14 protein-coding genes and 1 CRISPR repeat array are annotated in these 25761 nt (G+C 65.4%); of the genes, 9 read left to right on the forward strand and 5 right to left on the reverse strand.

What is annotated here, in order from left to right; genetic code table 11:
* Nucleotides 1-117: 117 nt before the first annotated feature.
* Nucleotides 118-3330: a bifunctional proline dehydrogenase/L-glutamate gamma-semialdehyde dehydrogenase PutA gene (gene putA / locus Q0X16_RS02415; protein ID WP_297830239.1), complete on the forward strand. Its 3213-nt coding sequence runs from the start codon at nucleotides 118-120 to the stop codon at nucleotides 3328-3330.
* A gap of 177 nt (nucleotides 3331-3507) precedes the next feature.
* Here the strand turns inward: putA and Q0X16_RS02420 are convergent, their stop codons facing one another.
* A complete protein-coding gene (locus Q0X16_RS02420; RefSeq protein ID WP_297830241.1) occupies nucleotides 3508-4902 on the reverse strand; it encodes a porin in 1395 nt (464 codons plus the stop codon).
* Between the two features lie 183 nt (nucleotides 4903-5085).
* On the opposite strand from Q0X16_RS02420, the gene Q0X16_RS02425 reads away from it, so the two are divergent.
* Nucleotides 5086-5778, forward strand: coding sequence for a rhomboid family intramembrane serine protease (locus tag Q0X16_RS02425; protein WP_297830243.1), 693 nt, complete (start codon nucleotides 5086-5088; stop codon nucleotides 5776-5778).
* A 22-nt stretch (nucleotides 5779-5800) separates the two neighbouring features.
* Here Q0X16_RS02425 and Q0X16_RS02430 read toward each other — a convergent pair whose 3' ends face one another.
* The 3 genes from Q0X16_RS02430 to gpmI form a co-directional block, all read right to left on the reverse strand.
* Nucleotides 5801-7162 (reverse strand): S41 family peptidase, encoded by a 1362-nt coding sequence (locus tag Q0X16_RS02430; protein ID WP_297830245.1) that lies wholly within the window; start codon nucleotides 7160-7162, stop codon nucleotides 5801-5803.
* Nucleotides 7163-7295: 133 nt separating this feature from the next.
* The gene (locus tag Q0X16_RS02435; RefSeq protein WP_297830247.1) at nucleotides 7296-8600 is read right to left on the reverse strand and encodes a peptidoglycan DD-metalloendopeptidase family protein; all 1305 of its coding nucleotides are present in this window, start codon (nucleotides 8598-8600) and stop codon (nucleotides 7296-7298) included.
* Nucleotides 8600-10144: a 2,3-bisphosphoglycerate-independent phosphoglycerate mutase gene (gene gpmI, locus Q0X16_RS02440; RefSeq protein WP_297830249.1), complete on the reverse strand. Its 1545-nt coding sequence runs from the start codon at nucleotides 10142-10144 to the stop codon at nucleotides 8600-8602. The genes Q0X16_RS02435 and gpmI overlap by 1 nt, the downstream gene beginning before the upstream one ends.
* A 216-nt stretch (nucleotides 10145-10360) precedes the next feature.
* Here gpmI and Q0X16_RS02445 point away from each other — a divergent pair, with 216 nt between their 5' ends.
* On the forward strand, nucleotides 10361-12112 hold the full coding sequence (locus Q0X16_RS02445) for a M28 family peptidase (RefSeq protein WP_297830251.1): 1752 nt from the start codon (nucleotides 10361-10363) through the stop codon (nucleotides 12110-12112).
* 97 nt (nucleotides 12113-12209) lie between these two features.
* Here Q0X16_RS02445 and Q0X16_RS02450 read toward each other — a convergent pair whose 3' ends face one another.
* Entirely contained in the window at nucleotides 12210-12599 is a 390-nt protein-coding gene (locus Q0X16_RS02450) for a hypothetical protein (RefSeq protein ID WP_297830252.1), read from the reverse strand.
* Nucleotides 12600-12780: 181 nt separating this feature from the next.
* Here Q0X16_RS02450 and cas3 point away from each other — a divergent pair, with 181 nt between their 5' ends.
* From cas3 to cas2, 6 genes are all read left to right on the forward strand, one after another.
* A complete protein-coding gene (cas3, locus tag Q0X16_RS02455; RefSeq protein ID WP_297830282.1) occupies nucleotides 12781-15864 on the forward strand; it encodes a CRISPR-associated helicase Cas3' in 3084 nt (1027 codons plus the stop codon).
* The gene (gene csx17, locus Q0X16_RS02460) at nucleotides 15861-18110 is read left to right on the forward strand and encodes a type I-U CRISPR-associated protein Csx17 (RefSeq protein ID WP_297830254.1); all 2250 of its coding nucleotides are present in this window, start codon (nucleotides 15861-15863) and stop codon (nucleotides 18108-18110) included. The genes cas3 and csx17 overlap by 4 nt, the downstream gene beginning before the upstream one ends.
* A 25-nt stretch (nucleotides 18111-18135) precedes the next feature.
* Nucleotides 18136-19176 carry a type I-U CRISPR-associated RAMP protein Csb1/Cas7u gene (gene cas7u, locus Q0X16_RS02465; protein WP_297830257.1) on the forward strand — a complete coding sequence of 347 codons (1041 nt, stop codon included), beginning with the start codon at nucleotides 18136-18138 and terminating at the stop codon, nucleotides 19174-19176.
* Nucleotides 19177-19179: 3 nt separating this feature from the next.
* On the forward strand, nucleotides 19180-20676 hold the full coding sequence (gene csb2 / locus Q0X16_RS02470; protein WP_297830259.1) for a type I-U CRISPR-associated protein Csb2: 1497 nt from the start codon (nucleotides 19180-19182) through the stop codon (nucleotides 20674-20676).
* A gap of 251 nt (nucleotides 20677-20927) precedes the next feature.
* Nucleotides 20928-22649, forward strand: coding sequence for a CRISPR-associated endonuclease Cas1 (gene cas1, locus Q0X16_RS02475; RefSeq protein WP_297830261.1), 1722 nt, complete (start codon nucleotides 20928-20930; stop codon nucleotides 22647-22649).
* A 23-nt stretch (nucleotides 22650-22672) separates the two neighbouring features.
* A complete protein-coding gene (gene cas2, locus Q0X16_RS02480) occupies nucleotides 22673-22963 on the forward strand; it encodes a CRISPR-associated endonuclease Cas2 (protein ID WP_297830263.1) in 291 nt (96 codons plus the stop codon).
* Nucleotides 22964-23177: 214 nt separating this feature from the next.
* A CRISPR array of direct repeats spans nucleotides 23178-25742; the repeat unit is 36 nt; unit sequence GTTTCCGCAGCGAATTCGCTGCGGCCTTATTGAAGC.
* Nucleotides 25743-25761 lie beyond the last annotated feature (19 nt).

Raw genomic sequence — 25761 nt, forward strand, 5'->3', positions numbered from 1 at the left:
TTGCCCGACTTGACCTTGATCAAGATTACTGTCGAAGCCCGCCAACGGCAACAAGCAGATGCGGAAACGTGCTCTCGCTTACACTACGGGGCTCCCGCTGCCACGGCTTTTGCGCGCATGAACGACGCTTCCGCGCCTCCCTCAATCTCCTTCATCCTGGGCCCCGAGCTCCCGTCGCCGCCTGTACCGGCGCGGGCGGCGATCACCGACGGCTGGTCGGTGGATGAAGCCGCGCACGTGCGCGACCTGCTGACCGCCGCCGAGTTGCCCGCTACCGATCACGCGCTGGCGCAGGAAACCGCGGCCGACCTGGTCCGGCGCGTTCGCGCCAGGGCGCGCGAGCAGGGCGTGGTCGAGGCCTTCATGCGCCAGTACGACCTCGGCAGCGAGGAAGGCGTGCTGCTGATGTGCGTGGCCGAGGCGCTGCTGCGCATTCCCGACCAGGACACCGCCGACGCGCTGATCCGCGACAAGCTGGGCGACGCCAACTGGAAGCGCCACCTCGGCCAGTCCGACTCGGTGCTGGTCAACGCCTCGACCTGGGGCCTGATGCTGACCGGCAAGCTGGTCGATCTGGCCGACGACACCAAGCGCGACGTCTACGGCGCCTTCCAGCGCCTGATCGGACGCGCCGGCGAACCGATGATCCGGCTGGCGGTGCGCCAGGCGATGAAGATCATGGGCCACCAGTTCGTTCTCGGCCGCACCATCGGCGAGGCGCTGGCGCGCAGCCGCAAGGGCGAGGGCGCCAACTACCGCTATTCCTTCGACATGCTCGGCGAGGCGGCGCTGACCGCAGCCGATGCGGCGCGCTACATGGACGCCTACCGCATGGCCATCGCCGCCATCGGCCAAAGCGGGCCGGGGGGCACCTTCGCCGGCAGCGACGTGTTCGCGGCCCCCAGCATCTCGATCAAGCTCTCCGCCCTGCACCCGCGCTACGAGCACGCCAAGCGCGCGCGGATTCTGGCCGAGTTGGCGCCGCGCATTCTGGAACTGGCACGCCAGGCCAAATCCTTCGGCATCGGCTTCACCATTGACGCCGAGGAAACCGACCGCCTCGAACTCTCGCTCGACCTGATCGAAGCCACCCTCACCGACCCGTCGCTGGCCGGCTGGAACGGCTACGGGCTGGCGGTTCAGGCCTACCAGAAGCGCGCACCGCGGGTGATCGACTTCCTGTCCGACCTCGCCCGCCGCAGCGGCCACCGCATCCCGGTGCGGCTGGTCAAGGGCGCCTACTGGGACGCCGAGATCAAGCGCGCGCAGATGGACGGACTGGCCGGCTATCCGCTGTTCACCCGCAAGCAGAACACCGACGTCAGCTACCTTGCCAACGCCCGCCGGATGCTGGACGCCGGCGACGCGCTGTACCCGATGTTCGCCACCCACAACGCGCACACCATCGCCACCGTCTACCAGATGGCCCGGCGGATGGCCGACCGCCGCGATTTCGAGTTCCAGAAGCTGCACGGCATGGGCGACGACCTCTACGCGGAAGTGGTTCCCGCCAACCGCCTCGACGTGCCCTGCCGGATGTACGCGCCGGTCGGCAGCCATGAGGATCTGCTTCCCTACCTGGTGCGCCGCCTGCTGGAAAACGGCGCCAACTCCAGCTTCGTCAACCGGATCACCGACGAAACCATCCCGGTCGAGGAGCTGGTGCGCGACCCGGCCGAATTCGTATCGACGCTGTCGTCCATCCCCCATCCCCGCATCCCGCTGCCGGTCGACCTGTACCGCAGCCAGGACCAGAACCGAGGCAATTCCATGGGCATCAATCTCGCCAACGACGACGCGCTGCGCGAACTGGCCGCCGCGATCAATTCCGCCGGCGCGGGCAGCTGGACGGCCGGCCCGCTGGTGCCCGGCGCCAGTCCGAGCGGTGCGGTGACCGAGGTCACCAACCCGGCCGACCGCCGCGAGGTCGTGGGCCGCTGGCAGGCCACCGACGCGATCACCCTGGAACAGGCGCTGGCCAACGCGGTGGCCGCGCAGCCGGCCTGGGACGCCACCCCGGCCGCCTCCCGCGCCGCCATCCTCGAACACGCCGCCGACCTGCTGGAAGCGCGGATGCCCGCCTTCATGGCGATGTGCACCAAGGAAGCCGGCAAGACCCTGCCTGATGGCGTCGCCGAGGTGCGCGAGGCGGTCGACTTCCTGCGCTACTACGCGCTGCAGGCGCGCGAGCAGTTCGCGCCGCTGGCCCTCCCCGGGCCGACCGGCGAAAGCAACCAGCTGCAGCTCTCCGGCCGCGGCGTGTTCGTCTGCATCAGCCCGTGGAATTTCCCGCTGGCCATCTTCCTCGGCCAGATCGCGGCGGCGCTGGCTGCCGGCAACGCCGTGATCGCCAAGCCGGCCGAACAGACCAACCTGATCGGGCATGCTGCGGTCAGGCTTCTGCACGAAGCCGGCGTTCCTGCCGACGTGCTGCAGTTCGTCCCCGGCGACGGCGCCACGATCGGAGCCGCGCTGACCGCCGATCCGCGCGTGGCCGGCGTGTGCTTCACCGGCTCCACCGACACCGCGCGCGCGATCAACCGCGCGCTGGCGGCGCGCGAGAAGGCCCCCATCGGCGTCCTGATCGCCGAAACCGGCGGCCAGAACGCGATGATCGCCGACAGCTCTTCCCTGCCCGAACAGGTCATCAAGGACGTGGTCGGCTCGGCCTTCACCTCGGCCGGACAGCGCTGTTCGGCGGCGCGCGTGCTGCTGGTGCAGGACGACATTGCCGACAAGGTGATGACGATGCTGGCCGGCGCGATGGCCGAGCTCAAGGTCGGCGATCCGGGACTGCTGTCCACCGACGTCGGTCCGGTGATCGACAGTGACGCCCAGTGCCAGCTTGCCGAACACGGCGAGGCCATGGACAAGGGCGCGCGGCTGATCGCCCGCACGCCGCTGGGCCCGGAAACCGAGCACGGCACCTTCATCGCCCCCAGCGCCTGGGAACTGCAGTCGATTTCCCAGCTCACGAAGGAGAACTTCGGCCCGGCGCTGCACGTGATCCGCTGGAAGGCCGACCAGCTCGACGCCGTGATCGACGCCATCAACGCCACCGGCTACGGACTGACCCTGGGCATCCATTCGCGCATCGACGCCACCGTGGAACGCATCGTCGCCCGCGCCCGGGTCGGCAACATCTACGTCAACCGCAACCAGATCGGCGCGGTGGTCGGCGTGCAGCCGTTCGGCGGCCAGGGCCTGTCCGGCACCGGCCCCAAGGCCGGCGGCCCGCACTACCTGCTGCGCTTCGTCACCGAGAAGACCGTCACCATCAACACCACCGCCTCCGGCGGCAACGCCTCGCTGCTCACGCTGGGGGATTGAACCCCGCGACGTTCGTTGCAAACACCATTCCCGGCCTACGCGCATGGCGCTTCGGCGTTCGGGTCGATGCGAGCCAGTGGCTCGCAAACATCGGCTCTCATCCCCTTGAAGGGGAGAGGCCCATGACGAAAAAGCCCCGCCGAAGCGGGGCTTTTCGCATCGAACGATCCGCAGGGATCAGAAGCGGTACTGCAGCGACAGGCCGAACAGATTGGCGTGACCGCTGAAGCTGCCATACAGCGACGAGGTGTTGCTGGTGGCAAGATCGACAGGCAGAGTGATCGTCGGGCTCTTGATCTCGATCCGCTGATACGCCGCATCCAGGGACAGGTTCTCGGAAACGTTCCAGGTGCCGCCGATCGAGTACAGCCAGCGGTTGTTGTCCGGCAAACGCGGCGTGCGGGTAACGTCGTTGGTCGGCGTCTTGTCGCGACCGATGCCGAAGCGCAGGGTGAAGGCGTCACTGAAGTCGTACTCGCCGCCGAGCGAGATGAAATTGCTGTTTCCCCACGAGAAGTCCTCGCTGCCGACGATCGTCCCGTTGCTGCGCACGATGGTCACAGCCTCAAGCGAGCTCCAGCCAGTGTGCTGGAAGTCGGCCATCATCCGGAAGTTGTCGGTGAACGCGTAGCGGACGCTGACGGTGGCGATGCTCGGCAAGGTCAGATCCGCGCCACCGGGGCCATCCACGAAGCGCGGATCGGCGCCGAGGAGCGCCGGAACGCCGTTGAAGTCGAGCGTTCCGTGCAGGTTCTGGCGAATCTGGGAGCGGAAGCTGGCGCCGATCGCCAGGCGGTCGTTCGGTGTGACCTGGAATCCGACCACGTAGCCGATACCGGTGTCGCTGCCCTTGACCTGCAAGCTGCCGTCGGCGGACTGTGGGTGGTAAAGCGGGTACAGCGCCCACATCGGGTTGAAGCAGGTATTGGCCGGGCTGGTCGGAACGCTCGCTGCCGCTTGCGCACAGATCGCTGTGCCGAAATCGATGGCCTTGCTCAGGGTCGCCTGGGCGCGCTCATAGATCAGGCCGACACCGACCGAAACGCCGCCGTCGAACTTCAGCGCCGCCGACATGGTCAGATCGACGACCTTCACGTCCGAGGTCAGGGCGCGATAGCGGCCCACCCAGCCCGGCGCATACTCGGTCTTCAGGCCAAAGGGCGCGCCGACGCTGACGCCCAGATACAGCCCTTCGAGAGAACCGGACATCGGGAAGACGGCAGACATGTTCGGCACCAGAGTCGGATCGCCGGGGTCGCCACCATCACCACCGACCAGGTTCGCGCCCGGCACGCCGAGGATCGTGCCGCCGCCGTGGAAGCTCGCGGTCAGGTCGATCACGGTGTTGTCGAACTGGACGGTCCGTTGCTCAATGTTCACCATTGCCGCCGGGTTGAGCGACACCACGGCGGAATCATTGTCAGCCACGGCGCTACCGGCGCCGGAACGGCCCACGTTCTTGACGCTCTGCTCGCGCAGCTGGAAGCCCGACGCGGCGGCTTGGCCGACGAACAGCGTGCCGAGGACGGCCAGCGCAAGCGCGGATGCGCGAAGATTGCGATTGTTGCTCATGAGGAAACTCTCCGGATATCAGGGCTTCATGGGTTGTGAGGTTCTGACCGCGCGGCAGGGTTCTGTAATCTTTCAGACCCAAGCTTTCAGGTGCGATTTGCCCGGACGTACCATGCCGTATGTCTACTATAGCGCATTTTTAACCGTCCGATAACATCCTTTTGCCCCTTTCGAGCCGGAATCATGTTCGTCGGCATCCCCCCACGCCAGCAGCCGCGCTTCCTCTGGGCCTGCCCTCTGCTCTTCGCGACGTTGTGGCTGGCCTATGTGATCGCGGCGCTGCGCGCGCCCGCCGGGCGCATCGCCACCACTCTGGACTGGGGCGTGTTGACCGGCGGGCTGGACAGCCTGGACGCCTGGCGCGATGCGTTCGCCGACGGCAGCGTGCTGCGGCTGTTCTCCGGGCTGTTCCTGCACGCGGACTGGATCCACCTGCTCGGCAACCTCGTGTTCCTGCTGATTTTCGGACTACCGGCGGAACGCAGCATGGGCGGCTGGCGCTTCCTGCTGCTGTTCCTGCTCGGCGGCGCGACCTCGAACCTGGCCGCCGTGCTGACGATCCCCGCGCCGGATCGGATCGTGATCGGCGCCAGCGGCGCGGTGTCGTCGCTGATCGGAGCCTACCTTGCGCTGTTTCCCGGTGCCCGGCTCGGCGTGGTGCTGCCGCTCGGCCTGTACCTGCAGTTCGTGCGCGTGCCGGCCTTCCTGCTGATCGGACTGTGGGCGCTGCTGCAGCTGCTGTTCGCCTACAGCGGTCCGGCGCTGGGCGCGGTGGCCTGGCCGGCGCATATCGGCGGCTTCGTGTTCGGGGTGTGCTTCGCCCTGTGGACGCGCGCCGCGATCGCCCGCCGCCTGCGCCGCAGCCGCGGGTTCTGACCCGTCGCGGCCAGGGGCCGATCTACAGTGGCCTGGATTCCTGCGGGAGCGCTGGCTGCGCCACCATCCGCTTGAGCTCGGCCAGCGCGGCCGCGATCGGCGCCTCGCCGGGCAGGACTTCGCCGGCGTTGTCGCCCTCCATCGCACCCGCTTCCGAGGCCAGGTGGCCCGGCAGAACGGCCTCGCTGACCGGCGCCGGGCGGCGTTGGCCGCCATCGGGGTGGAGTTCGACATCCGGCACGATCCCGAGCGCCTGGATCGAATGCCCGCTCGGCGTGAAGTAGCGCGCCGTGGTGACCTTCACCGAATCGCCATTGTCCAGCGGAAGCAGCGTCTGGACCGAGCCCTTGCCGAAGGTGCGGCTGCCGACCACGCGCGCGCGGTGGTTGTCGTGCAGGGCGCCGGCGAGCACTTCCGATGCGCTGGCCGAACCGGCATCGACCAGCACCACCAGCGGCGCCCCGTGCAGCCGATCGCCCGGGGTGGCATCGAAGCGGCTGTTGCCGATCGCCTCGCGGCCGCGGGTGGTGACGATGATGCCGCTGTCGAGCAGCTCGTCGGCGATCTGCACGGCCCCCACCAGCAGGCCGCCAGGATTGCTGCGCAGGTCCAGCACCAAGCCGTGCAACGGGCCGTCCTTCTGCAGCGCGTCGAGCTGCTTGACGAATTCGTCTGCGGTCGAAGCCTGGAAGCTGGAGATGCGGATGTAGCCGTAGCCAGGCGCCAGCACCCGCCCGCGCACGCTGGCGGTGCGGATGGTGGCACGGGTCAGGGTGACGTCGAACGGCGCGGGCTTGCCGGCACGCACGATCTTGACCGTCACCTTGCTGCCGGCCGCGCCGCGCAGCGGTTCCGAGCCGTCGTTCTGGCCGGCGCGCAGCAACTTGCCGTCGATGGCGATGATGCGGTCGCCGCTGCGCAGCCCCGCACGGGCGGCCGGCGCATCGTCGATCGGCGCGACGATGCGCAGGGATCCGTCCGGGAGCTGTTGCAGTTCCAGCCCGACGCCGTCGTAGCTGCCGCGGGTTTGCTCACTGAACTGCTCGGCATCGCTTTTTTCCATGTAGGCACTGTGCGGGTCGAGATCGAGCAACAGCCCGCGGATCGCCGCACGCATCAGGACGTGGTCGTCGACCGGGTCGACATAGGCCTGCCGCACCGCGTTGAAAACCGTCACGAAACGGCGGATCTCGTCCAGCGGCACCTTGGCGTTTGCGGTCTGGGCCGTATCCGGATCTTCGGCATCGCCAGATTCTGTGGCAGGCGTCCCGTTGGCAGGCGAATCCGAAGCGGCCGGCGCCTCCGGCGCGTCCTTGATCGGCGGCGTTTCCTGGGCAAACGCCACGCCCTGGCCCAAAGCCAGCGCCAGCAAACAACAGAGCACTCCGTTCCGCATTCGAATCTCCGGTGGCCGCAAGGCGGCGGGGGTCAGGGTCGGCCGCGTCCCCATGGTGGCACGGGAATCGCTGCGCGCGCATCGGTCGTGAGCCACGTTCGCGGCGGCGGCAGCGACCCGTTCATTGTCGCGACAGCCAAACCGTGGGGTTCACCGGCTTGCCCGCCTGTCGTAATTCGAAATACAGGGCAGGGACGGTTTGTCCGCCCGACGATCCGACCGTGGCCACGGCATCGCCCTTGCGCACCACGTCGCCGGCCTCGCGCAGCAGGCCGTCGTTGTGCGCATACAGGCTCATGTAGCCATTGCCGTGGTCGATGATCAGGATCATCCCATAGCCGGTCATCCAGTCGGCGAACACCACCGTGCCGTCGGCCACCGCATGGACCCGGGTGCCCGCCGTCGCCGCGATCAACACGCCGTCGCTGCGGCGACCGTCCGGCATCCGCGCGCCGAATCCGGCCAGCAGGTTGCCCGATACCGGCCAGCTCAAGCCGCCGACGCTCGGTGCCGGCGCGGTGGCGACCCGCACCGGTGGCAGTGGCGGCGCGCGCGTCCCGGTCGAACCGCCCTCGGCACGCTGCCGCGCCTGTTCCTGCGCTCGCGCCTGAGCCTGTGCTTGCGCCTGCAGCCGCGCCTGCTCACGCGCCGCCCTGGCCGCCGCTGCACGCAGCTGTGCCAGCAGGGCCTGCAACGCCTTGGCGTCACGCCCGAGCGCCTGCTCGCGGGTCGCGCGGTCGCGATACTGGCGATCGATGCCTGTCAGCACCTCGGCGCGATCTTTCCGCGCGGCCTGCGCCTGCTCCACCTGCGTGGCCTGGGCCTGGCGCGCCTGTTCCAGCGTCGTGCGCTGTCCGGCAATCTGCGCTTCCAGCGACTGGATGCGGGCGATGTCCCCGGCCAGCACGCGGATTCGCGCAACCTGCGCGCGCTGCAGATACCCTTGCAGGATCAGCGCCCGTTCCGCATCCTGGACCCGATCCTGCGCCAGCAGCGCTTTCAACGGCGCGGCCTCCGCGCCGGCCTGCGCCGCGCGCAGCAACCGCAGCAATTCCGCGCGCCGCGACTCCAGGTTGCCGCTCTGGCGGGCACGCTCGGCCTGCAGTTCCGCGAGCCTGCGGTCGGCCTGGGCCAGATCGTTGCGCGTGCGCTCCAGCGCTTTCTGGGTGGCACCCACCGTCTCATCGGCAGCGCGCAGCCGGCGGCTGGCCTCGCCGCGCTGGCCTTCCAGCCGCCGCCGTTCGGCCGCCACCGAACGCAATTCGCTGCGCACGCCCTGCAGGCGCCGCTGTGCGTCCTGCTGCTGGTTCTGCTGGTTCTGCTGGTTCTGCTGGTTCTGCTGGTTCTGTTGCGCCCACGCACCCGGCTCCCATGCGCCCGCAACCAGCGTCAGGGCCAGGGCAAGGCCGGTGCCCAGCCTGCGCATCAGGCCGGCAGCAGCAGGCTGGCGCCGGTCATCTCGGCGGGCGGGGGCAGGCCCATCAGGTCCAGCAGGGTTGGAGCCACGTCGCGCAGCGCGCCGCCGTCGCGCAGCGCCGCGTGACGTTCGCCGACGTACACCAGCGGCACCGGCCCGACCGTGTGCGCCGTGTGCGGCTGGCCGGTGACGGGATCGCGCATCATTTCGAGGTTGCCGTGGTCGGCGGTGATGACCAGCGCACCACCCGCCTGCCGCACCGCGTCGACGATCCGGCCAATCGCCGCATCCACCGCCTCCGCCGCGCGGATGGCCGCTTCCAGGATTCCGCTGTGTCCGACCATGTCTGGGTTGGCGAGGTTGCAGACGATGGCATCAAAGCGACGGGCGACGATGGCATCGACCAGTTGGCGGGTCACCTCGGCACAGCTCATTTCCGGCTGCAGGTCGTAGGTGGCGACCTTGGGACTGGGCACGAGGATGCGCTGCTCGCCCGGGAACGGCGTCTCGCGGCCGCCGCTGAAGAAGAAGGTGACGTGCGCGTATTTCTCGGTTTCGGCGATCCGCAGCTGGGTCAAACCCTGCCCGGCCAGCAGTTCGCCGAAGGTGTGGCGCAAGTCGTCCGGCGCGAACGCCACCGATGCCGGCAGCCTGGCATCGTATTCGGTCAGGCAGACGAAGCGCGACAGCTGCGGCCGGCGCGCCTGGAAACCGTCGAAGTCCGGCGCGACGAATGCCGCGCTGAGCTGTCGCGCACGGTCGGCGCGGAAGTTCATGAACACCACGGCGTCGCCGTCGCGCATGGGCTGCGCGCCGTCGAGCACCGTGGGCTGCACGAACTCGTCGTTCTCGCCGCGCGCATAGGCGGCCTGAAGCGCGGCGAGCGCATCAGACGAATGGAACTCGGCCTGCGCTTCGACGATCGCATCCCAGCCGCGCCGGACCCGTTCCCAGCGATGGTCGCGGTCCATCGCAAAATAGCGACCGCCGACGCTGGCGATATGGGCGTTGCCCAGCCGTTCGCACAGGGCCTGCAGCTTGCGCAGGCTGGCTTCGGCCGAACGCGGCGGGGTGTCACGGCCGTCCAGCAGCGCATGCACCGCCACCTTCGGCACTTCGAAACGCGCGGCCAGCTCCAGCATCGCGAAGACATGGCGCTCGTGGCTGTGCACGCCACCCGGCGAGAGCAGCCCGATCAGGTGCAGGGTGCCCCCGGTGCTTCTTGCCGCCTCGCAGGCCGCGATCAGTTCCGCATTGCCGAAGAAGCTGCCGTCCTCGATCGCCGCATCGATCCGGGTCAGGTCCTGATAGACGATCCGGCCGGCGCCGAGGTTCATGTGGCCGACCTCGGAATTGCCCATCTGGCCATCGGGCAGTCCCACGTGCCGGCCTTCGGTGTGGATCAGGGTGTGTGGACAGGTCGCCAGAATGCCGCGCCAGTTGGGCAGGTCGGCCAGCGCCAGCGCGTTGTCCTCGCGCTGCTCACGGTGGCCCCAGCCGTCCAGGATCAACAGGACCACGGGTTTGGGACGGCTCGGCGCGGACTGGGACACGGAAACTCCTGCGGGCATGGCTGGACGCCGGGCGACATCATCAAGCGGCTTGGCGAAATTGTAGCGATGCGCCCGCCTCGCGTCGGCACGCAGGCTGACCGGTGATGAAACCATGCCCCAACCGGCCCCGCCAGCACGGCAGCCTGCAGTCTTGCGCCCGGACGGACTTTTTCAGCGGTGCACTAGAATCGACCCATCGTCACCGGGAGCCGATCCATGCGCAACGCCCTGCTGCTGCCGCTGTTCGCGCTCGCACTGTGCGCCTGCACCCATCGCGGCGAAGGCGCCTCGGTCGAGGCCGATACGCCGCGGGACACACGCACGGTGACGGCGGAGGCCGGCGATCACGCGTTCTCGCCCGCCATCACCGCCGGCGACTTCGCCGAGCAGGTGCGCATCCTGTCTTCCGACGCCTTCGGTGGCCGCGGCCCGGGCAGCGCGGGCGAGGAAAAAACGGTCGACTACATTCGTTCGCAGTTCGCGCGAATCGGCCTGCAGCCCGGCAACGGCGGCAGCTGGTTCCAGACCGTGCCGATGCTGGAAACCACCGCCGACCCGAACACCGCCCTGCATCTGGCGATCGGCGACGTGCGGCAGGAACTGGCTTACGGCAGCGACATGATCGCCTGGACCCGCAGCGGGAAACCCCTCGCCAGCCTTGAAGACAGCCCGCTGGTTTTCGTCGGCTACGGCGTGGATGCGCCCGAGCGCGGCTGGAACGATTACGCCGACCTCGATGTCTCCGGCAAGACCGTGGTGATGCTGGTCAACGATCCCGGCTTCCACGTCAACGATCCGAACCTGTTCGACGGCAAGCGGATGACGCTGTACGGGCGCTGGACCTACAAGTTCGACGAAGCCGCCCGCCGTGGCGCGGCCGCCGCATTGATCATCCACGACGACAAGGGCGCGGCCTACGGCTGGGATGTAGTGAAGAACTCGTGGTCCGGCCCGCAATACGACTTGCCGCCCGAGGACGATCCGGCGCCGCGACTGCCGCTGCAGGGCTGGATCACCCAGGCGGCGGCCGAGGCCCTGTTCAAGGCCGCCGGCCTCAACCTCGCCACCCTGCGCGCGGCCGCCAGCCGCCCCGGATTCAAGCCGGTGCCGCTCAACGCCAGCGCTTCGCTTGCATTGCGCAGCCGCACCGCCCGGAAGACCTCGCGCAACGTGCTCGGCCTGCTGCCCGGCCGCGACGCGGCGGACGAGGCGGTCGTGTACATGGCGCACTGGGACCATCTGGGCACCCATCCCGACGAATCCGGCGACAACATTTACAACGGTGCCGTGGACAACGCCACCGGCGTCGCCGGTCTTCTGGAAATCGCCGAAGCCTTCGCCAACGCCCGCCCGCGACAGGCGCGCTCGATCCTGTTCCTGGCCGTCACCTTGGAAGAATCCGGGCTGCTCGGCTCCAGCTATTACGTCGCCCACCCCGTCATCCCGCTGGCGCGCACCGCCGGCGTCATCAACATCGACGCCCTCGAACCGATCGGGCGGGCCAGCGATCTGGTCGTGGTCGGCAAGGGCGGCTCGCAGCTGGAAGACCTGCTGCAAGCCGCACTCACCCGCCAGAACCGGCGCATGGTGGACGAAAGCGACGTGACGGCCGGCTACTACTTCCGCTCCGACCACTTCAGCTTCGCCCGGGCCGGGGTTCCCGCGCTCTACGTCAACAGCGGCGGCGACCTGCGCAACGGTGGCAGCGCGGCCGGCCAGGCTGCCAGCCGCGACTACGGCGAGCACCGCTACCACAAGCCCGGCGACCAGTTCGATCCGGCCACTTGGAAACTCGACGGCATCGTCGAAGACCTGCAGGCCCTGTATGCGGTCGGTGCGAACCTCGCCAACGGCGACCAATGGCCGAACTGGCGCGAAGGCAGCCCATTCAAGGCCGCACGGGACGCCATGCGGCCGCCGGTGCCGCAGCCTGCGTCCGCTTCCGCCACCACCCAGCCAGGCCGTTAGGGGGCAAGGGCGCCAACACGTCAAACGCCACAGGCGTCGCGCCGACAACGCGGGCCACTGACCCGCGCATGGCCGGATCGGGAGCACAGGGATCTGGTCACACCACGACGGCGGCTTCGGGAGCGCCTGCGCCGCACGTTGCTTGGGCGTCGCGCTTCGTGACCGGCCTCGATACATGTGAAAACGCCCGCTTGCGATGATGCTCCGGCCCATACGCCTGCATGACGAATTTGCGCACCTGCTGCGACGCGCCGAATGGAAATCGAATCCCACCGCATGCACGCTGGAACGTGCGCGCGCCTATGCCCGCGATGGCCGTGTGCATGATCTGCGCTGGCGCGCCGAGAAGAAGGACGGAGTATTTCCCTCGCAGACCACGGGCAGTCATGGAGCGCAGTACGATTGTGAAATCGACTTCCGTGGCTACGGCGAATGAGTGGAACTGGTCAGCGAATGCAGCCGCCCGGCCGGTTTTGACTGCAAGCATGCGGCTGCCATCCTGATGCCCAGTCGCAGAATTTGAGATTCGGGTGTGCGATAACCTGGCAGCCGCATCGGCATCGGGGGATCGCATGGGATTCGACACACTGTTCCGAACCGCCTTTGGCACAGGTGCCGCCACGCCCTATCCCTATCAGGGTCGGCTGGCCTGCGAGCCATGGCCGGACATGGTGGACATCCCCACCGGCATGGGCAAGACCGCTGCAGTGACGCTCGCCTGGCTGTGGAAGCGCGGTTGGCGCAGGGGGGCTCGCGCCGAGGTGCCGGATTCAAGCACCCCACGACGCCTGGTCTGGTGCCTGCCCATGCGGGTGCTGGTGGAGCAAACCCGCGACAACATCGAAGGTTGGCTGGCCCGGCTCGGCATCCTCGGCAATGCCGGTGAAGGCAAGGTGTCCGTCCACGTCTTGATGGGCGGCGAGCCCGATCTGGGAAGCTGGGCCGAGTACCCGGAAGAGGACATGATCCTTATCGGTACTCAGGACATGCTGCTCTCGCGCGCGCTCATGCGCGGCTATGGCATGAGCCGTTACCAGTGGCCGATCCACTTTGCACTGTTGCATAACGATTGCCTGTGGGTGTACGACGAAGTGCAGTTGATGGGGGCCGGCCTTGCCACCTCGGCGCAGCTTGAAGCCTTTCGCCGCACCTTTCCATTGGCAAAAAACAGCCGTTCGCTGTGGGTATCCGCCACGCTGCGCACCGCATGGCTGGACACGGTCGACCTGCGCCCGCACCTCGACACCCTGAAGCGCCACACCCTCGGCGATATCGATCGTGCGCAGGCAGGCGCACGCTTGCGGGCTACCAAGGCCTTGCAGGCCGCCAATACGCGGCTCGACAAGGACAACAGCAAGCAAAACGCCAAGGCGTACATCGACGCACTATGCGCGGAGGTGCTCGCGCAGCACGATCCGGCAGCGCAAACCCTCGTCATCCTCAACAACGTCAGCCGCGCGCAGCAGCTTTTCCAGTCGATCAGGAAGCGGCGCGGCGACCACGACGACTTGCTGATCCACGCCCGCTTCCGTCCGACTGAGCGCAGCGGACTCACGCACAAGCTGCGCGACGATTCGGGCATCGATCGCATCGTCGTCGCCACCCAGGCCATCGAAGCCGGCGTGGATCTTTCCTCCAAGATCATGTTCACCGAGCTGGCGCCCTGGGCATCCTTGGTGCAGCGCTTCGGCCGCTGCAACCGCGATGGCAAACACAACGACTCAGGTGCGCGTATCTTCTGGATCGACATCGAAGCCGACAAGACGCTCGCACTTCCCTATGCCGCCGAATCACTGGATGCCGCCCGCGCCACGCTGGCCGGACTGACCAGCGCCAGCCCCGGCGACCTCCCGCCCACCGAAGAAGCCCGCCCGCTCACGGCCGTCTTGCGGCGCAAGGATTTCCTCGACCTCTTCAACACCGACGCCGACCTGTCCGGCTTCGACGTGGATGTTTCCGACTACATCCGCGACAGCGGCCTGCCCGGCGTGCAACTGTTCTGGCGCGATTTCAAAGACGACCCCAACACGCCCGACGCGCAGCCACAGCCCGCACGCGACGAGCTCTGCCCCGTATCGATGGGGCAAATCACTGCCTTCGCCAAGCACAAGGACATCGTACTCTGGCACTGGGATTCGCTGGACGGCCAATGGGCCAAGTTGTCGCACGACCGCAAGCTGCGTCCCGGCATGACCCTGCTTGCGCGCAGCCAGGACGGCGGCTACAGCCCGGACATCGGATTCGACGGCATCGCCAAACCGCCCGTACAGATTGGCCCTGAAGCCGTCAGAAGCACCAGCCGCCGCGACTACGCCGACGACTGGCGTTCGCAGCAGCCGCGTCCCGTGCCGCTCGCCGACCATCTGGCGCACGTGGCCGCGCACGCCGGCCGGCTTTGCGACGCCGTGGGCGAAACCACGCATACGCTCGACGTCGTGCGCGCCGGGCGCTGGCACGATCTGGGCAAGCTGCACGAGGTCTTTCAGCAGTCCATGTACCGCTGCCACCCGCCTGCCGATCCGGCCCAACCGCTGGCGAAATCCAGTTGCACGGGGCCGATGCGGCACAGCCGGGCCTTCTTCCGGCATGAGCTGGCTTCCATGCTCGGCTGGCTGGCGCAGCATGACGGCGAGCCGCACGCCGACCTCATCGCTTACTTGATACTCGCCCACCACGGCAAGGTGCGCATGAGCCTGCGCGCCATGCCGACCGAAAAGGCCACAACCGGCGTCAAACGTTTCGCCCGAGGCATCCATGAAGGCGACGTGTTGCCCGCACTCGATTTCGATGGCGAACACAGCGGCGCCACTACGCTCAAACTCGCCCTGATGGAGATGGGTCTCGGCGAACAGGGCGCCTCCTGGGGCGAGCGGGCGCTGCACCTGCTGGAACAGCACGGCCCGTTCCAGCTCGCCTGGCTGGAAACGCTGGTACGTCTGGCCGACTGGCGCGCTTCGGCGGCCGAACAACTTGAATCCGATGATGGTGCCCCACACAATGCCGCACATGGACTGGATCGAAGCCATCAACCACTGGCGCAGTCTGCCGCCGGCAGAGCAGCAGCGCCGTCGGCTGGCGAACCTGCCACGCAAGGTGGCGCGCAGCATGGCCTTCGAGGGCGAGCCGGTGGATCAGGCGATGCTGGAAGCCGAACTCAAGCGCCTCACGCAGCCACTCGCCATCTCGACACCACGCTCGGCATCCTGAGTTATGCCGAGCTCGCGCCGCATCTGGCGCGACGCGTGGAAGCGGTTCAAAACGCCATCCGGGATGGTGGCTGGGATACCCGGCCCATCGACGAACGACTCTTTCTGGATTTGCACCGGCAGATTTGTGGTGAACTGACACCAGATTTCGCAGGCCGCTGGCGCAAACAGGAAGTCGTCGTTGGTGCGCATCATCCGCCCTTGCCGCATCTCGTTGCGCAGGCCATGCGCGAATACGTGCTCGATCTGCAAGCGCGCAGCGAGGCGCTGTCGCAGACCGTGGACGAGCGCCTACTCGAACTGCTCGCCTTTGCCGAAGGCCGCCTGCTCAGCATCCACCCGTTCACCGATTTCAACGGCCGCACCACCCGCGTCTTCATCGACTGGCTGACTCGCCGGCTGCAATTGCCCGACGTCGACCCCACGCCGGACGCCGGTGCGGCAACCGACCAATATCTCGCCGCGCTGCACGCCGCCGACCGCCACCACTGGCAACCCCTGATGGCGATCTGGCGCGAGCGTCTTGCACAGGGAGGACAGCCGTGAACGAACTCCTGCTCGAAGGCTGCACGGCCACCCCGCTGGCCAGCTACCTCAAGGCGCTGGGCGTGCTGCGCTTGCTGTCGGCTAAGTACCCCGAAACACGCGGTAGCTGGCGCGGCGACCGTTTCGTGCTGATGACGTCGTTGGATCGCGAAGGCATCGAACGGTTCTTTTTGCACGAGTACGAGCCGACGCCAATCATTTCACCTTGGAGTGGCCGTGCCGGCTTCCTTGAAGGCGACGATGGTCAGGACTCGAAACGCAAGGGCGCCGTGATCCTTGGGAGGATTGAGGGGGCATCCGGCTGCCGTTTCGCCAAATACCGACAAGTCATATCTAGCATCCGAAACGTGCCGGTAATCCAGCAGTTGGATCAGATTCGCACCGACCGCAAACGCCTAGATGCACTCAAGAAGGCGAAGCGCTTGGATAAAGCTGGAGCCGACCAACTTTCAATGAGTAAACGTCAGGAAGTCGAACTGAAAAACGCATTGCTGCGGTCACTACGCAATGAACTTGACGACTCCGCCCTGCCGTGGATCGACGCGTGCTTTGCCTTGTTCGGTGACGACCGTAGTCCTGGCCCACTTCTTGGCTCCGGCGGAAACGAAGGGAGCATGGACTTCTCGATCAATCATGTTGGCTACCTACTTGAACTGATCGACGAAACGACCGACGAGCCTTTACCGACCTCTGCACGCCTGCTCGGAGGCAGCCTTTTCGCTGACACGGTGCCCCGCGAATCTTCATCGAACATCGGCTTCCTCAACACCACCGCCACGGGTGGCGCAAACATGACCTCAGGGTTTGAAGGTGGATCGACAGGAAATATCTGGGATAGCGTGCTCGCAATGGAAGGCGCGATCTTGTTTGCTTCTCTGACGACCAAGCGGCTTGAATCCACCAGCTCGGGACGCCCATCCTTCCCGTTTGCCGTAACGCCAAGCTTCGCCGGGAGCGGGAGCTTGGCAGCAAAAGAGAGCGCACGCCCCGAGTTGTGGCTTCCAACTTGGGGTGGGATGACAACCCTTGCCGAGGTTTCGACATTACTTGCCGATGGTCGTGTTACGAAGGGAAGGATCGAGGCTCGCAATGGCATAGACATGCTGCAAGCAATTGCGTCCCTTGGCAGCGACCGTGGCATTACAGCATTCAACCGCTTCGGATTTTACGAACGGCGAGGCCTTGGCTACTACGTCGCGACACACCTTGGCCGTTTCGACGTACCGGAAGTCGCGAATGAGAGCTGGATAACCAACGAACTGCGCCAACATGGGTGGCTTGATGTTTTTCGAAACTTCGCATCCGGCGATAACACACCGACACGATTTGCGACCCTGCGCAAGCGCCTGGAAGACGCGCTGTTCGCGCTCTCCGGCAAAACGCCGGGCAAGCCGGAGGCGCAAGCGTTGCTGGTCTTGCTTGGCCAGATCCAATCCGCTCTGGCATCGAGCAGCAAGGCACGTGAGGCGGTGCGGCCGGTTCCGCGTCTGTCAGAACGCTGGGTCATCGCCGTCGATGACGGCACCCCCGCCTTGCGTATCGCCAAAGCCTTGGCGGGTCTGCGTGGCGTGGACGGGGTGCCGCTACCCATTCGCGCCCAGATCTTTCCGGTCGAGCGCCGCTGGGCCAAGTGGATCACGCCGGAATCCGACGAAAGCCATCGCCTCTGCGATGGTTTCAAAGGCCGCCCGGCCGATACGCTGCCCGCGCTGCTTGCCCGGCGATTGTGGCTGGCCGAGCGCTTCGGCATGGACGACAAGCCGTTGGAAAGCCCGGCGGGCGCAACGCTGGCCGACCTCGCCGCCTTCCTGCGCGATGACGCCATGGATGCGCGCATTGCCGATCTGCTGCCGGGCCTCGCGCTGTGCGACATCCCGCAGGAGATCGACCGCAGCGGTGGCGAAGGCGGCGTGCCGGCGGCCTTTGCGCTGATGAAACTGGCGCTGACCCCCGAACGCGCCTTGCGCTCGCTCGGCGCACTGGCCGATGGGCAAAGCCTGCCGGTACCCACCGGCATGCTGGCGCAGCTCGCCGCCGGCAACCACGACAACCGCGCCGTGACCATCGCCTGGCGTCGCCTGCGCGCTTCCGGCCTGTCGCCACGGTTCACGCTCAACGCGCTGCCGACGTTCGCCGGCATTGACCCCAAGCGTGCCGCCGCTGCCCTGTTGATTCCCCTGCGTTTTGGCGCCACCGCAACGCTTGCGCGCGCGGTGCTGAAACAACCCGAAACCGAATCCGTCTGACACTATCCCGTCTAGGAGAACCACCATGAGTCTCGACCTTTCCGCCCTTGCCAACGCCCCGCGCCTGCTGCTGCGCGCCAAGCTCAAGCCCTTGCAGGGCACGCGCTTCCAACCCACCGGCTTCCCCGAAATCGGTGCCGCCCAATACGAAGGCCCGGACGGTACGCCCACGCTGCTGGTGGAGTCCGCGCAGAGCATGGCCAACCGCCTGGAAGCCGTGTGCTGGGACAAGGTGGCCGATGACTGGGTGACCCCGCTACAGGGGCTCTCCGTCATCAAGGTCAAGGACAAGGACGGCAAGCCGCTGACCAACTCGGTGCTGGAGGCGCATCGGATCAATTCGCCGTACGTCCTTGAAGCAGTAGATGCCGATGGCAAGAGTAGGCCAGTATTCGAGACGCTGAAGTCCGAACTCGCGGCACTGGACAAAGGAATTGTTGATCTTCGCAAGTTCGCGGCAGTCTTGCTCCAACTTGACGTTAATGCGCTCCTTCATGGCGTCTTTCTTGCCCAGGGAGAGTTGGCTGGAGGACGCTTGCGGCTACCGCGAGCACTTTCTTCCTTCATAGAAGCGACGGAAATCAAGGTTGCGGCAAGTGGCGGGGTCAAGAACGATATCGTGCAGCCAGGTTCGCAGGGAGAAGGCAAAACGGCAAAAGAGGGCTTCGGCAACGTCCCCTTCTCCCGCGACGAATTCGTTTCGCCCGATATTGCCGCCTACTTCAACCTCGACCTCGCCCAATTGCGCGGCTACGGCTTCACGCCAGCCGTGTTCGACCTGCTGGTCGCGCTGGCGCTCTACAAGATTCGCGCCTTCCTCGAAACCGGCCTGCGTCTGCGCACCGCTTGCGATCTGGAGTGCACGGCGCTGGATGTGCAACGGCCTGTCGGCTTCCCGATGCCCACGTTGGAAGCGCTCACGCAGGCGCTTCCCGGCCTCATCAAGGCCGCTGCCGCCGATGCCCAGTTCCAGTCCACCACGGTGACTTATACCGGCAGCGGCAAGGTGACCAAGGGCAAGAAGGGCAAAGGCGAACCGGAAACCGACGACAACAACGGGGATTGAGCTATGCTCGCGCTTTCCTTCACCTTTCCCGCCGGACGCTACCACGCCACGCCATGGGATCGCCACGTCAACGAGGGCGCGGTGGCCTGGCCACCTGAGCCGTGGCGCATCCTGCGCGCATTGATCGCCACCTGGCACCACAAGCTCAAGCATGACGGCAGGCACAGCGACGCCACACTCCAAGCGCTGATCGAATCCCTGTCCACCGAGCTGCCCGAGTACAGCCTGCCAGCGGCCAGCCATAGCCATACCCGGCACTACCTGCCGCAGTTTGCGGCGGGCAGGACCTCACTAGTCTTCGATGCCTTCACCGCCGTGGATCGCAACGACCCCCTGGGCGTCGTCTGGCCCCAACTGACACTCCCCACCGATCAGCGCGCCCTGCTCGACGACTTGCTCTCCGTCATGGGCTACCTCGGCCGCGCCGAATCCTGGGTGGAAGCCAGGACGCTCGAAACGGCCCCGCCGGCCAATTGCCTGCCCGGCGACTGCGCGCTCGACACGCGAACCGGAGAGGTCAAGGGCGAGTTGGTCACGTTGTATGCGCCGCGGCCCCACGCCGATTATCAAGCGCTGCGCGACCGCTTTCTGGTCGACAAGAAAGCACAGAAGAAACTGGGCGCCACGCTACCAGAATCCCTGCTCGACGCGCTCAGCGTCGATACCGGCGACCTGCGCAAGCTTGGCTGGAGCCAGCCGCCCGCCGCGCGCAAGGTGAGTTATCTGCGTCCCATCGATGCGCTGCGCCCACGGCCCACCATCCATCGTGCCGTGGCGCCCGCCGTGATGGCCGTCAACTTCATCCTCGACGGCAAACCGTTGCCGCGCGTGGAAGACAGCCTGCGCATCGGCGAGCTGATGCGCGTCGCCACCATGGGCCAATGCAAGCGCGTCCTTGGTGAAGGAAACATTCCGCCGCTCTTTTCCGGCCACGATCTGCCCGCAGACAACCGCCATGGCCACGCCTTTTACCTGCCGTGGGACAGCAACGCCGACGGTTGGCTCGACCGCATGCTTGTCTATGCGCCTCTCGGCATGAGCGATGCCGAGCAGCGCGCGTTGCTCCAGGTGAAAAGGCTCTGGGATCATACCGGCGCCGAATGGCAATTGTCGCTGGAAGGCAGCGGCTCGCCCGGCATCGTTCCGCCGCTGACCCGCCCCAGCGTCATCTGGGAATCCACGACACCCTACCTGCACCCTTGGCACATCAAGAAGCGCTTCAGCATCGAAGAACAGCTCCGCCGCGAGTGCCGCGAGCGCGGCATCCCCGAGCCAATCGCCATCGAAAGCCGCGCCGAGGTAGAAGTCGGCAAGGGCCGCATGCGCCGGCCGATCCACTTCCACCGCTTCCGCAATCGTCGCGGACTGAACCAACCGGATCGTTCGGGCAGTTTCTGGCGATTGACCTTTGCCGAGCCGTTGACCGGCCCGCTGGCACTGGGCTTCGCCTGCCACTATGGCCTGGGCATGTTCAAGCCAGTGTCCACCAGTAGGAAATAGGCCCATCGCGGAATCGAGTGGGTCAGCCGTGCGCATTGGCAGTTTGCGCTGTGGGCAGAGCGACACCAGCGAAGCCATCGACTTCGCCTAGCATCGCGACTACCCCGGCTTCCACGCACGGCGCGTGATCGGTTGGCTGCCCTGATAGCAGCTTGAAGCCTCCTCATCGAGGCGCTGAAAGTTGCCGCCCCATCCGCGCGGGAGTAAAACCGGTATGCGTGTCGGAAAGCACCACAGGGGAGCGGCCTCCAGTGGAACCCAAGCAAGGCGAATTGGAACTTCCATTCCCGGATCTTGGCGCCGACCTGCCGCTGATTCCGCTGCGTATGCTCAACGAGCACGTTTACTGCCCGCGTCTGGCCTATCTGGAGTGGGTTCAGGGCGAATGGGCGGATTCCGCCGACACCGTGGACGGCCGCCACAAGCATCGGCGGGTGGACAAGCCGTCCGGCGATTTGCCGGATGCACAGGCGGCGGAAGAAGAGCGCACCGAGATTCACGCGCGTTCCGTCACCCTTTCGTCCAACAAACTCGGACTGATCGGCAAGCTGGATTTGATCGAAGGCGAGGGCAGCACCGTCACCCCGGTCGACTACAAGCGCGGCAAGCGCCCGCATATTGCGCGCGGCGTTTACGATCCGGAGCGCGTGCAGTTGTGCGCACAAGGATTGTTGCTGCGTGAACATGGCTATACCTGCGATGCCGGGGCAATCTATTACGTTGCAGGCAAGGAACGCGTTGCCGTCCCGTTCGAAGACGAATTGCTGACGTTGACCCGCAACGCCATTGCCGAACTGCGCACCATGGCGGCCGGTGGACGCATTCCCGCACCGCTGGTCGACAGCCCGAAATGTCCGCGCTGTTCCCTGGTCACCATCTGCCTTCCGGATGAAGTGCAGTTCTTGAAGCACGAGGAACTCTCGCCGCGTCCGCTGGCTGTCCCCTACCACGAAGCGCTGCCACTTTACATCCAGCACTACAGCGCCAAACTCGCAAAGAAAGGCGAAGTACTGGAAGTCACAGACAAGGACGGACACGTTCTTGCCAGCGCCAGATTGCGTGAAGTATCCCAGGTCGTGATCCAGGGCAACGTCTACATCACCACGCCATGCCTGCAGGAACTGATGCAGCGCGACATCCCCGTGAGTTGGCATAGCTATGGCGGCTTCTTTTTCGGCCACACCACCGGCAACGGTCACAAGAACGTGGAACTGCGGACGGCACAGTACCGCGCCAGTTTCGACGATCGTGCCTGTCTGCGCCTTGCGCGCGGTCTGGTGGCGGCGAAGATCAGCAACTGCCGCACCCAATTGCGTCGCAACTGGAAGCCCGACGAGAAGCCAGAACAACTGCTGGCCGACATGAAGCGGATGCGGGGCCGCGCAGAGCGTGCCGAAAGCCTGGAGACCTTGCTCGGCATCGAAGGCCAGGCGGCCGCGCTGTATTTTGGCCAGTTCCGACAGACCTTGAAGCCCGCCTCGGCGGATGATGAAGCCTTGCTGGCTTTCGATTTCACCAAGCGCAACCGGCGCCCGCCAACCGATCCCGTCAACGCCATGCTGTCGTTCGCCTACACGATGCTGGCGCGGACCTGGACGACGACGCTTGCCGCGGTGGGGTTCGACGCCTTTCGCGGTTTCTATCATCAGCCGCGCTACGGCCGCCCGGCGCTGGCCCTGGACATGATGGAGCCTTTTCGCCCGCTGCTTGCCGATTCGGTGGTGATGCAGGTCATCAACAATGGCGAGGTCCATCCCACCGACTTCGCCAGCGTTGCCGGAAGCGTCAACCTCGACGCCAGCGGTCGCAAGCGTTTCATCGCCGCATTCGAGCGCCGGCTCAGCCAGGAGATCACCCACCCGCTGTTCGGCTACCGCTTGAGTTATCGCAGACTGCTGGAATTGCAGGCACGCCTGCTTGGGCGTCATCTGCTGGGCGAACTGGACGACTATCCAAACTTCACGACACGCTGAACGTCGCAATCAATGAGACAGCCATGGACGAACATTTGTACCTGGTGACATACGACATCCGCGACGACAAACGCTGGCGACGCGTCTTCAAACTGATGAAGGGGTTCGGTGAATGGTTGCAGCTATCCGTCTTCCAGTGTCGCCTGAGCCGGAAAGGCCACGCCGAGCTGATACAGCTTCTCGACGGAATCATCAATCACCATGTGGACGCACTGCTGGTGATCGACCTCGGACCAGCCGACAAGGTGAAGCCGCGTGTCGTCAGCCTCGGAGAAAAGTTCGATCCGGTCGCGCACGAACCGATCATCGTATAGCTCCACTGACCGCACTTGCCGGGCCTCCGCGAGAGGTGTAGTGCCGCCTCCGAACCCCGGCAGCGCTCGCACCGAGAAGATCTTTGACAATCAGGATGTTGCGTGGCCGACTCAAGGCTCAGCATCACCCCATCCAAGGAAGTCGTGCTACGCTCCACCAGCACCCGCGCTAATGGCTTGATAGCAAGCATCCACGCGGCCTTCGGAAGCCGCTGTTTCCGCAGCGAATTCGCTGCGGCCTTATTGAAGCAATTCGTCCAGCAACGCCATCAACGTGTCGCGCGTGCTGGTTTCCGCAGCGAATTCGCTGCGGCCTTATTGAAGCGATACTCCTATTGTGGGAACCGCCGCCTAACAATTGTTTCCGCAGCGAATTCGCTGCGGCCTTATTGAAGCGGCAAGCAGCTGCAAAAGTTGGCGAACGCCGGGCGCGCGTTTCCGCAGCGAATTCGCTGCGGCCTTATTGAAGCATCGCGCAGCCACAATCCGACCGCTTGCGACACAGCGGTTTCCGCAGCGAATTCGCTGCGGCCTTATTGAAGCGCTTGCGTGCCTCGATGGCGACAGCGCCTACCGCTGTTTCCGCAGCGAATTCGCTGCGGCCTTATTGAAGCCGATTTCGCCTGCGTTTTGGGACTTGGCACGCTGGGTTTCCGCAGCGAATTCGCTGCGGCCTTATTGAAGCTTCGATACGCCGCGTTTTTGCGGTCTACTGGGCGTGTTTCCGCAGCGAATTCGCTGCGGCCTTATTGAAGCCTGGTCGATGAACTTGTGCATCGACACTTCGCCCGGTTTCCGCAGCGAATTCGCTGCGGCCTTATTGAAGCGTCGAGGACGTTGACGAATCGTTTCAGGCTGGCCGATGTTTCCGCAGCGAATTCGCTGCGGCCTTATTGAAGCTAGTGGCACCTCGACGACGACGAACCCATCGTCCGGGTTTCCGCAGCGAATTCGCTGCGGCCTTATTGAAGCCATGCCCTGCCGATCTTGGCGAGCCGGCTTCCCAGATGTGTTTCCGCAGCGAATTCGCTGCGGCCTTATTGAAGCAAGAAACTGATGCGGAGCTTGACCGATGGCTAACCAGAGTTTCCGCAGCGAATTCGCTGCGGCCTTATTGAAGCAGACACAGCTCACGTACATGACCCGTGAGCTAGGCAAGGTTTCCGCAGCGAATTCGCTGCGGCCTTATTGAAGCTTTTTCGGCACAAGAATGAAAAACTCGCGGATCAATGTTTCCGCAGCGAATTCGCTGCGGCCTTATTGAAGCGATTACCCCGCCGCCGCCGCGACCGCGACACGCCTGTGTTTCCGCAGCGAATTCGCTGCGGCCTTATTGAAGCCTGCCGCTCGGCGGTGAAGGCGGTGACGGACTCAGCGGTTTCCGCAGCGAATTCGCTGCGGCCTTATTGAAGCAGTTTGTGGATGGCCTTGTCGTTCAAGCCCCGCGCGGTTTCCGCAGCGAATTCGCTGCGGCCTTATTGAAGCAGCTGATCCTCGATCTCGGCGCACCACTTCACCGTCGTTTCCGCAGCGAATTCGCTGCGGCCTTATTGAAGCTGTATCCGCGCGCGCGGTATGGGCGTTCTGGAAGTCGTTTCCGCAGCGAATTCGCTGCGGCCTTATTGAAGCCGCTGGATCGAATGCGGGAAATTCTCGTGATGTTGGGTTTCCGCAGCGAATTCGCTGCGGCCTTATTGAAGCGGTAAATGGCTGCGGCGGCGGTGGCGGCTCAGGCGGCGTTTCCGCAGCGAATTCGCTGCGGCCTTATTGAAGCGGCATGTGCGCTTTGATCGGTGCCGTGGGTGTTGGTTGGTTTCCGCAGCGAATTCGCTGCGGCCTTATTGAAGCGCTTCTCCTGTTGGCCGGGGCCAATCCCCGACTACGGTTTCCGCAGCGAATTCGCTGCGGCCTTATTGAAGCGCCAGCTCACCCGGGCCTTTCTCGCTGGCCTTGTTTTGTTTCCGCAGCGAATTCGCTGCGGCCTTATTGAAGCGATTAGCGCCAGCAGGTTTACACGTTTCCGCAGCGAATTCGCTGCGGCCTTATTGAAGCGATTAGCGCCAGCAGGTTTACACGTTTCCTTCGGCTGTTTCCGCAGCGAATTCGCTGCGGCCTTATTGAAGCGAGCGCGACGATCCCGAGGCCGAAATCGATTTCACGGGTTTCCGCAGCGAATTCGCTGCGGCCTTATTGAAGCGATGTCATGGGGCTGACCTCGCCGCCGCCGCGTACCGGGTTTCCGCAGCGAATTCGCTGCGGCCTTATTGAAGCACACGTCACTCGTGACGCGGTAGGATACTCCCATGCGTTTCCGCAGCGAATTCGCTGCGGCCTTATTGAAGCCATGCGGTAGGCGCGGCTGGATAGCGTCTCGTCCGGGTTTCCGCAGCGAATTCGCTGCGGCCTTATTGAAGCTTCGCGCAGACGATCTTCGACCGTCCTGACCTGCGCGGTTTCCGCAGCGAATTCGCTGCGGCCTTATTGAAGCCAAACGGGTTTGCTATTGAAGGATCTTGGCTTCTCGTTTCCGCAGCGAATTCGCTGCGGCCTTATTGAAGCCAGTCGCACGGCACTCGCGCCGCGCGGGCGATAGCGCGGTTTCCGCAGCGAATTCGCTGCGGCCTTATTGAAGCGTATCACCCGGCCTACCACGCCGGTTTGGGCGTTGGGTTTCCGCAGCGAATTCGCTGCGGCCTTATTGAAGCCATGACGCCGGCTTTCAGGTCGCGCAGTTTTTTCTGCAGTTTCCCCAACGAAATAGCAGCGGCCTTATTTAAGCGGGCCACCCCAAAAAAAGC

It is taken from the genome of Thermomonas sp., from assembly GCF_025993755.1.
GTDB lineage: Bacteria > Pseudomonadota > Gammaproteobacteria > Xanthomonadales > Xanthomonadaceae > Thermomonas.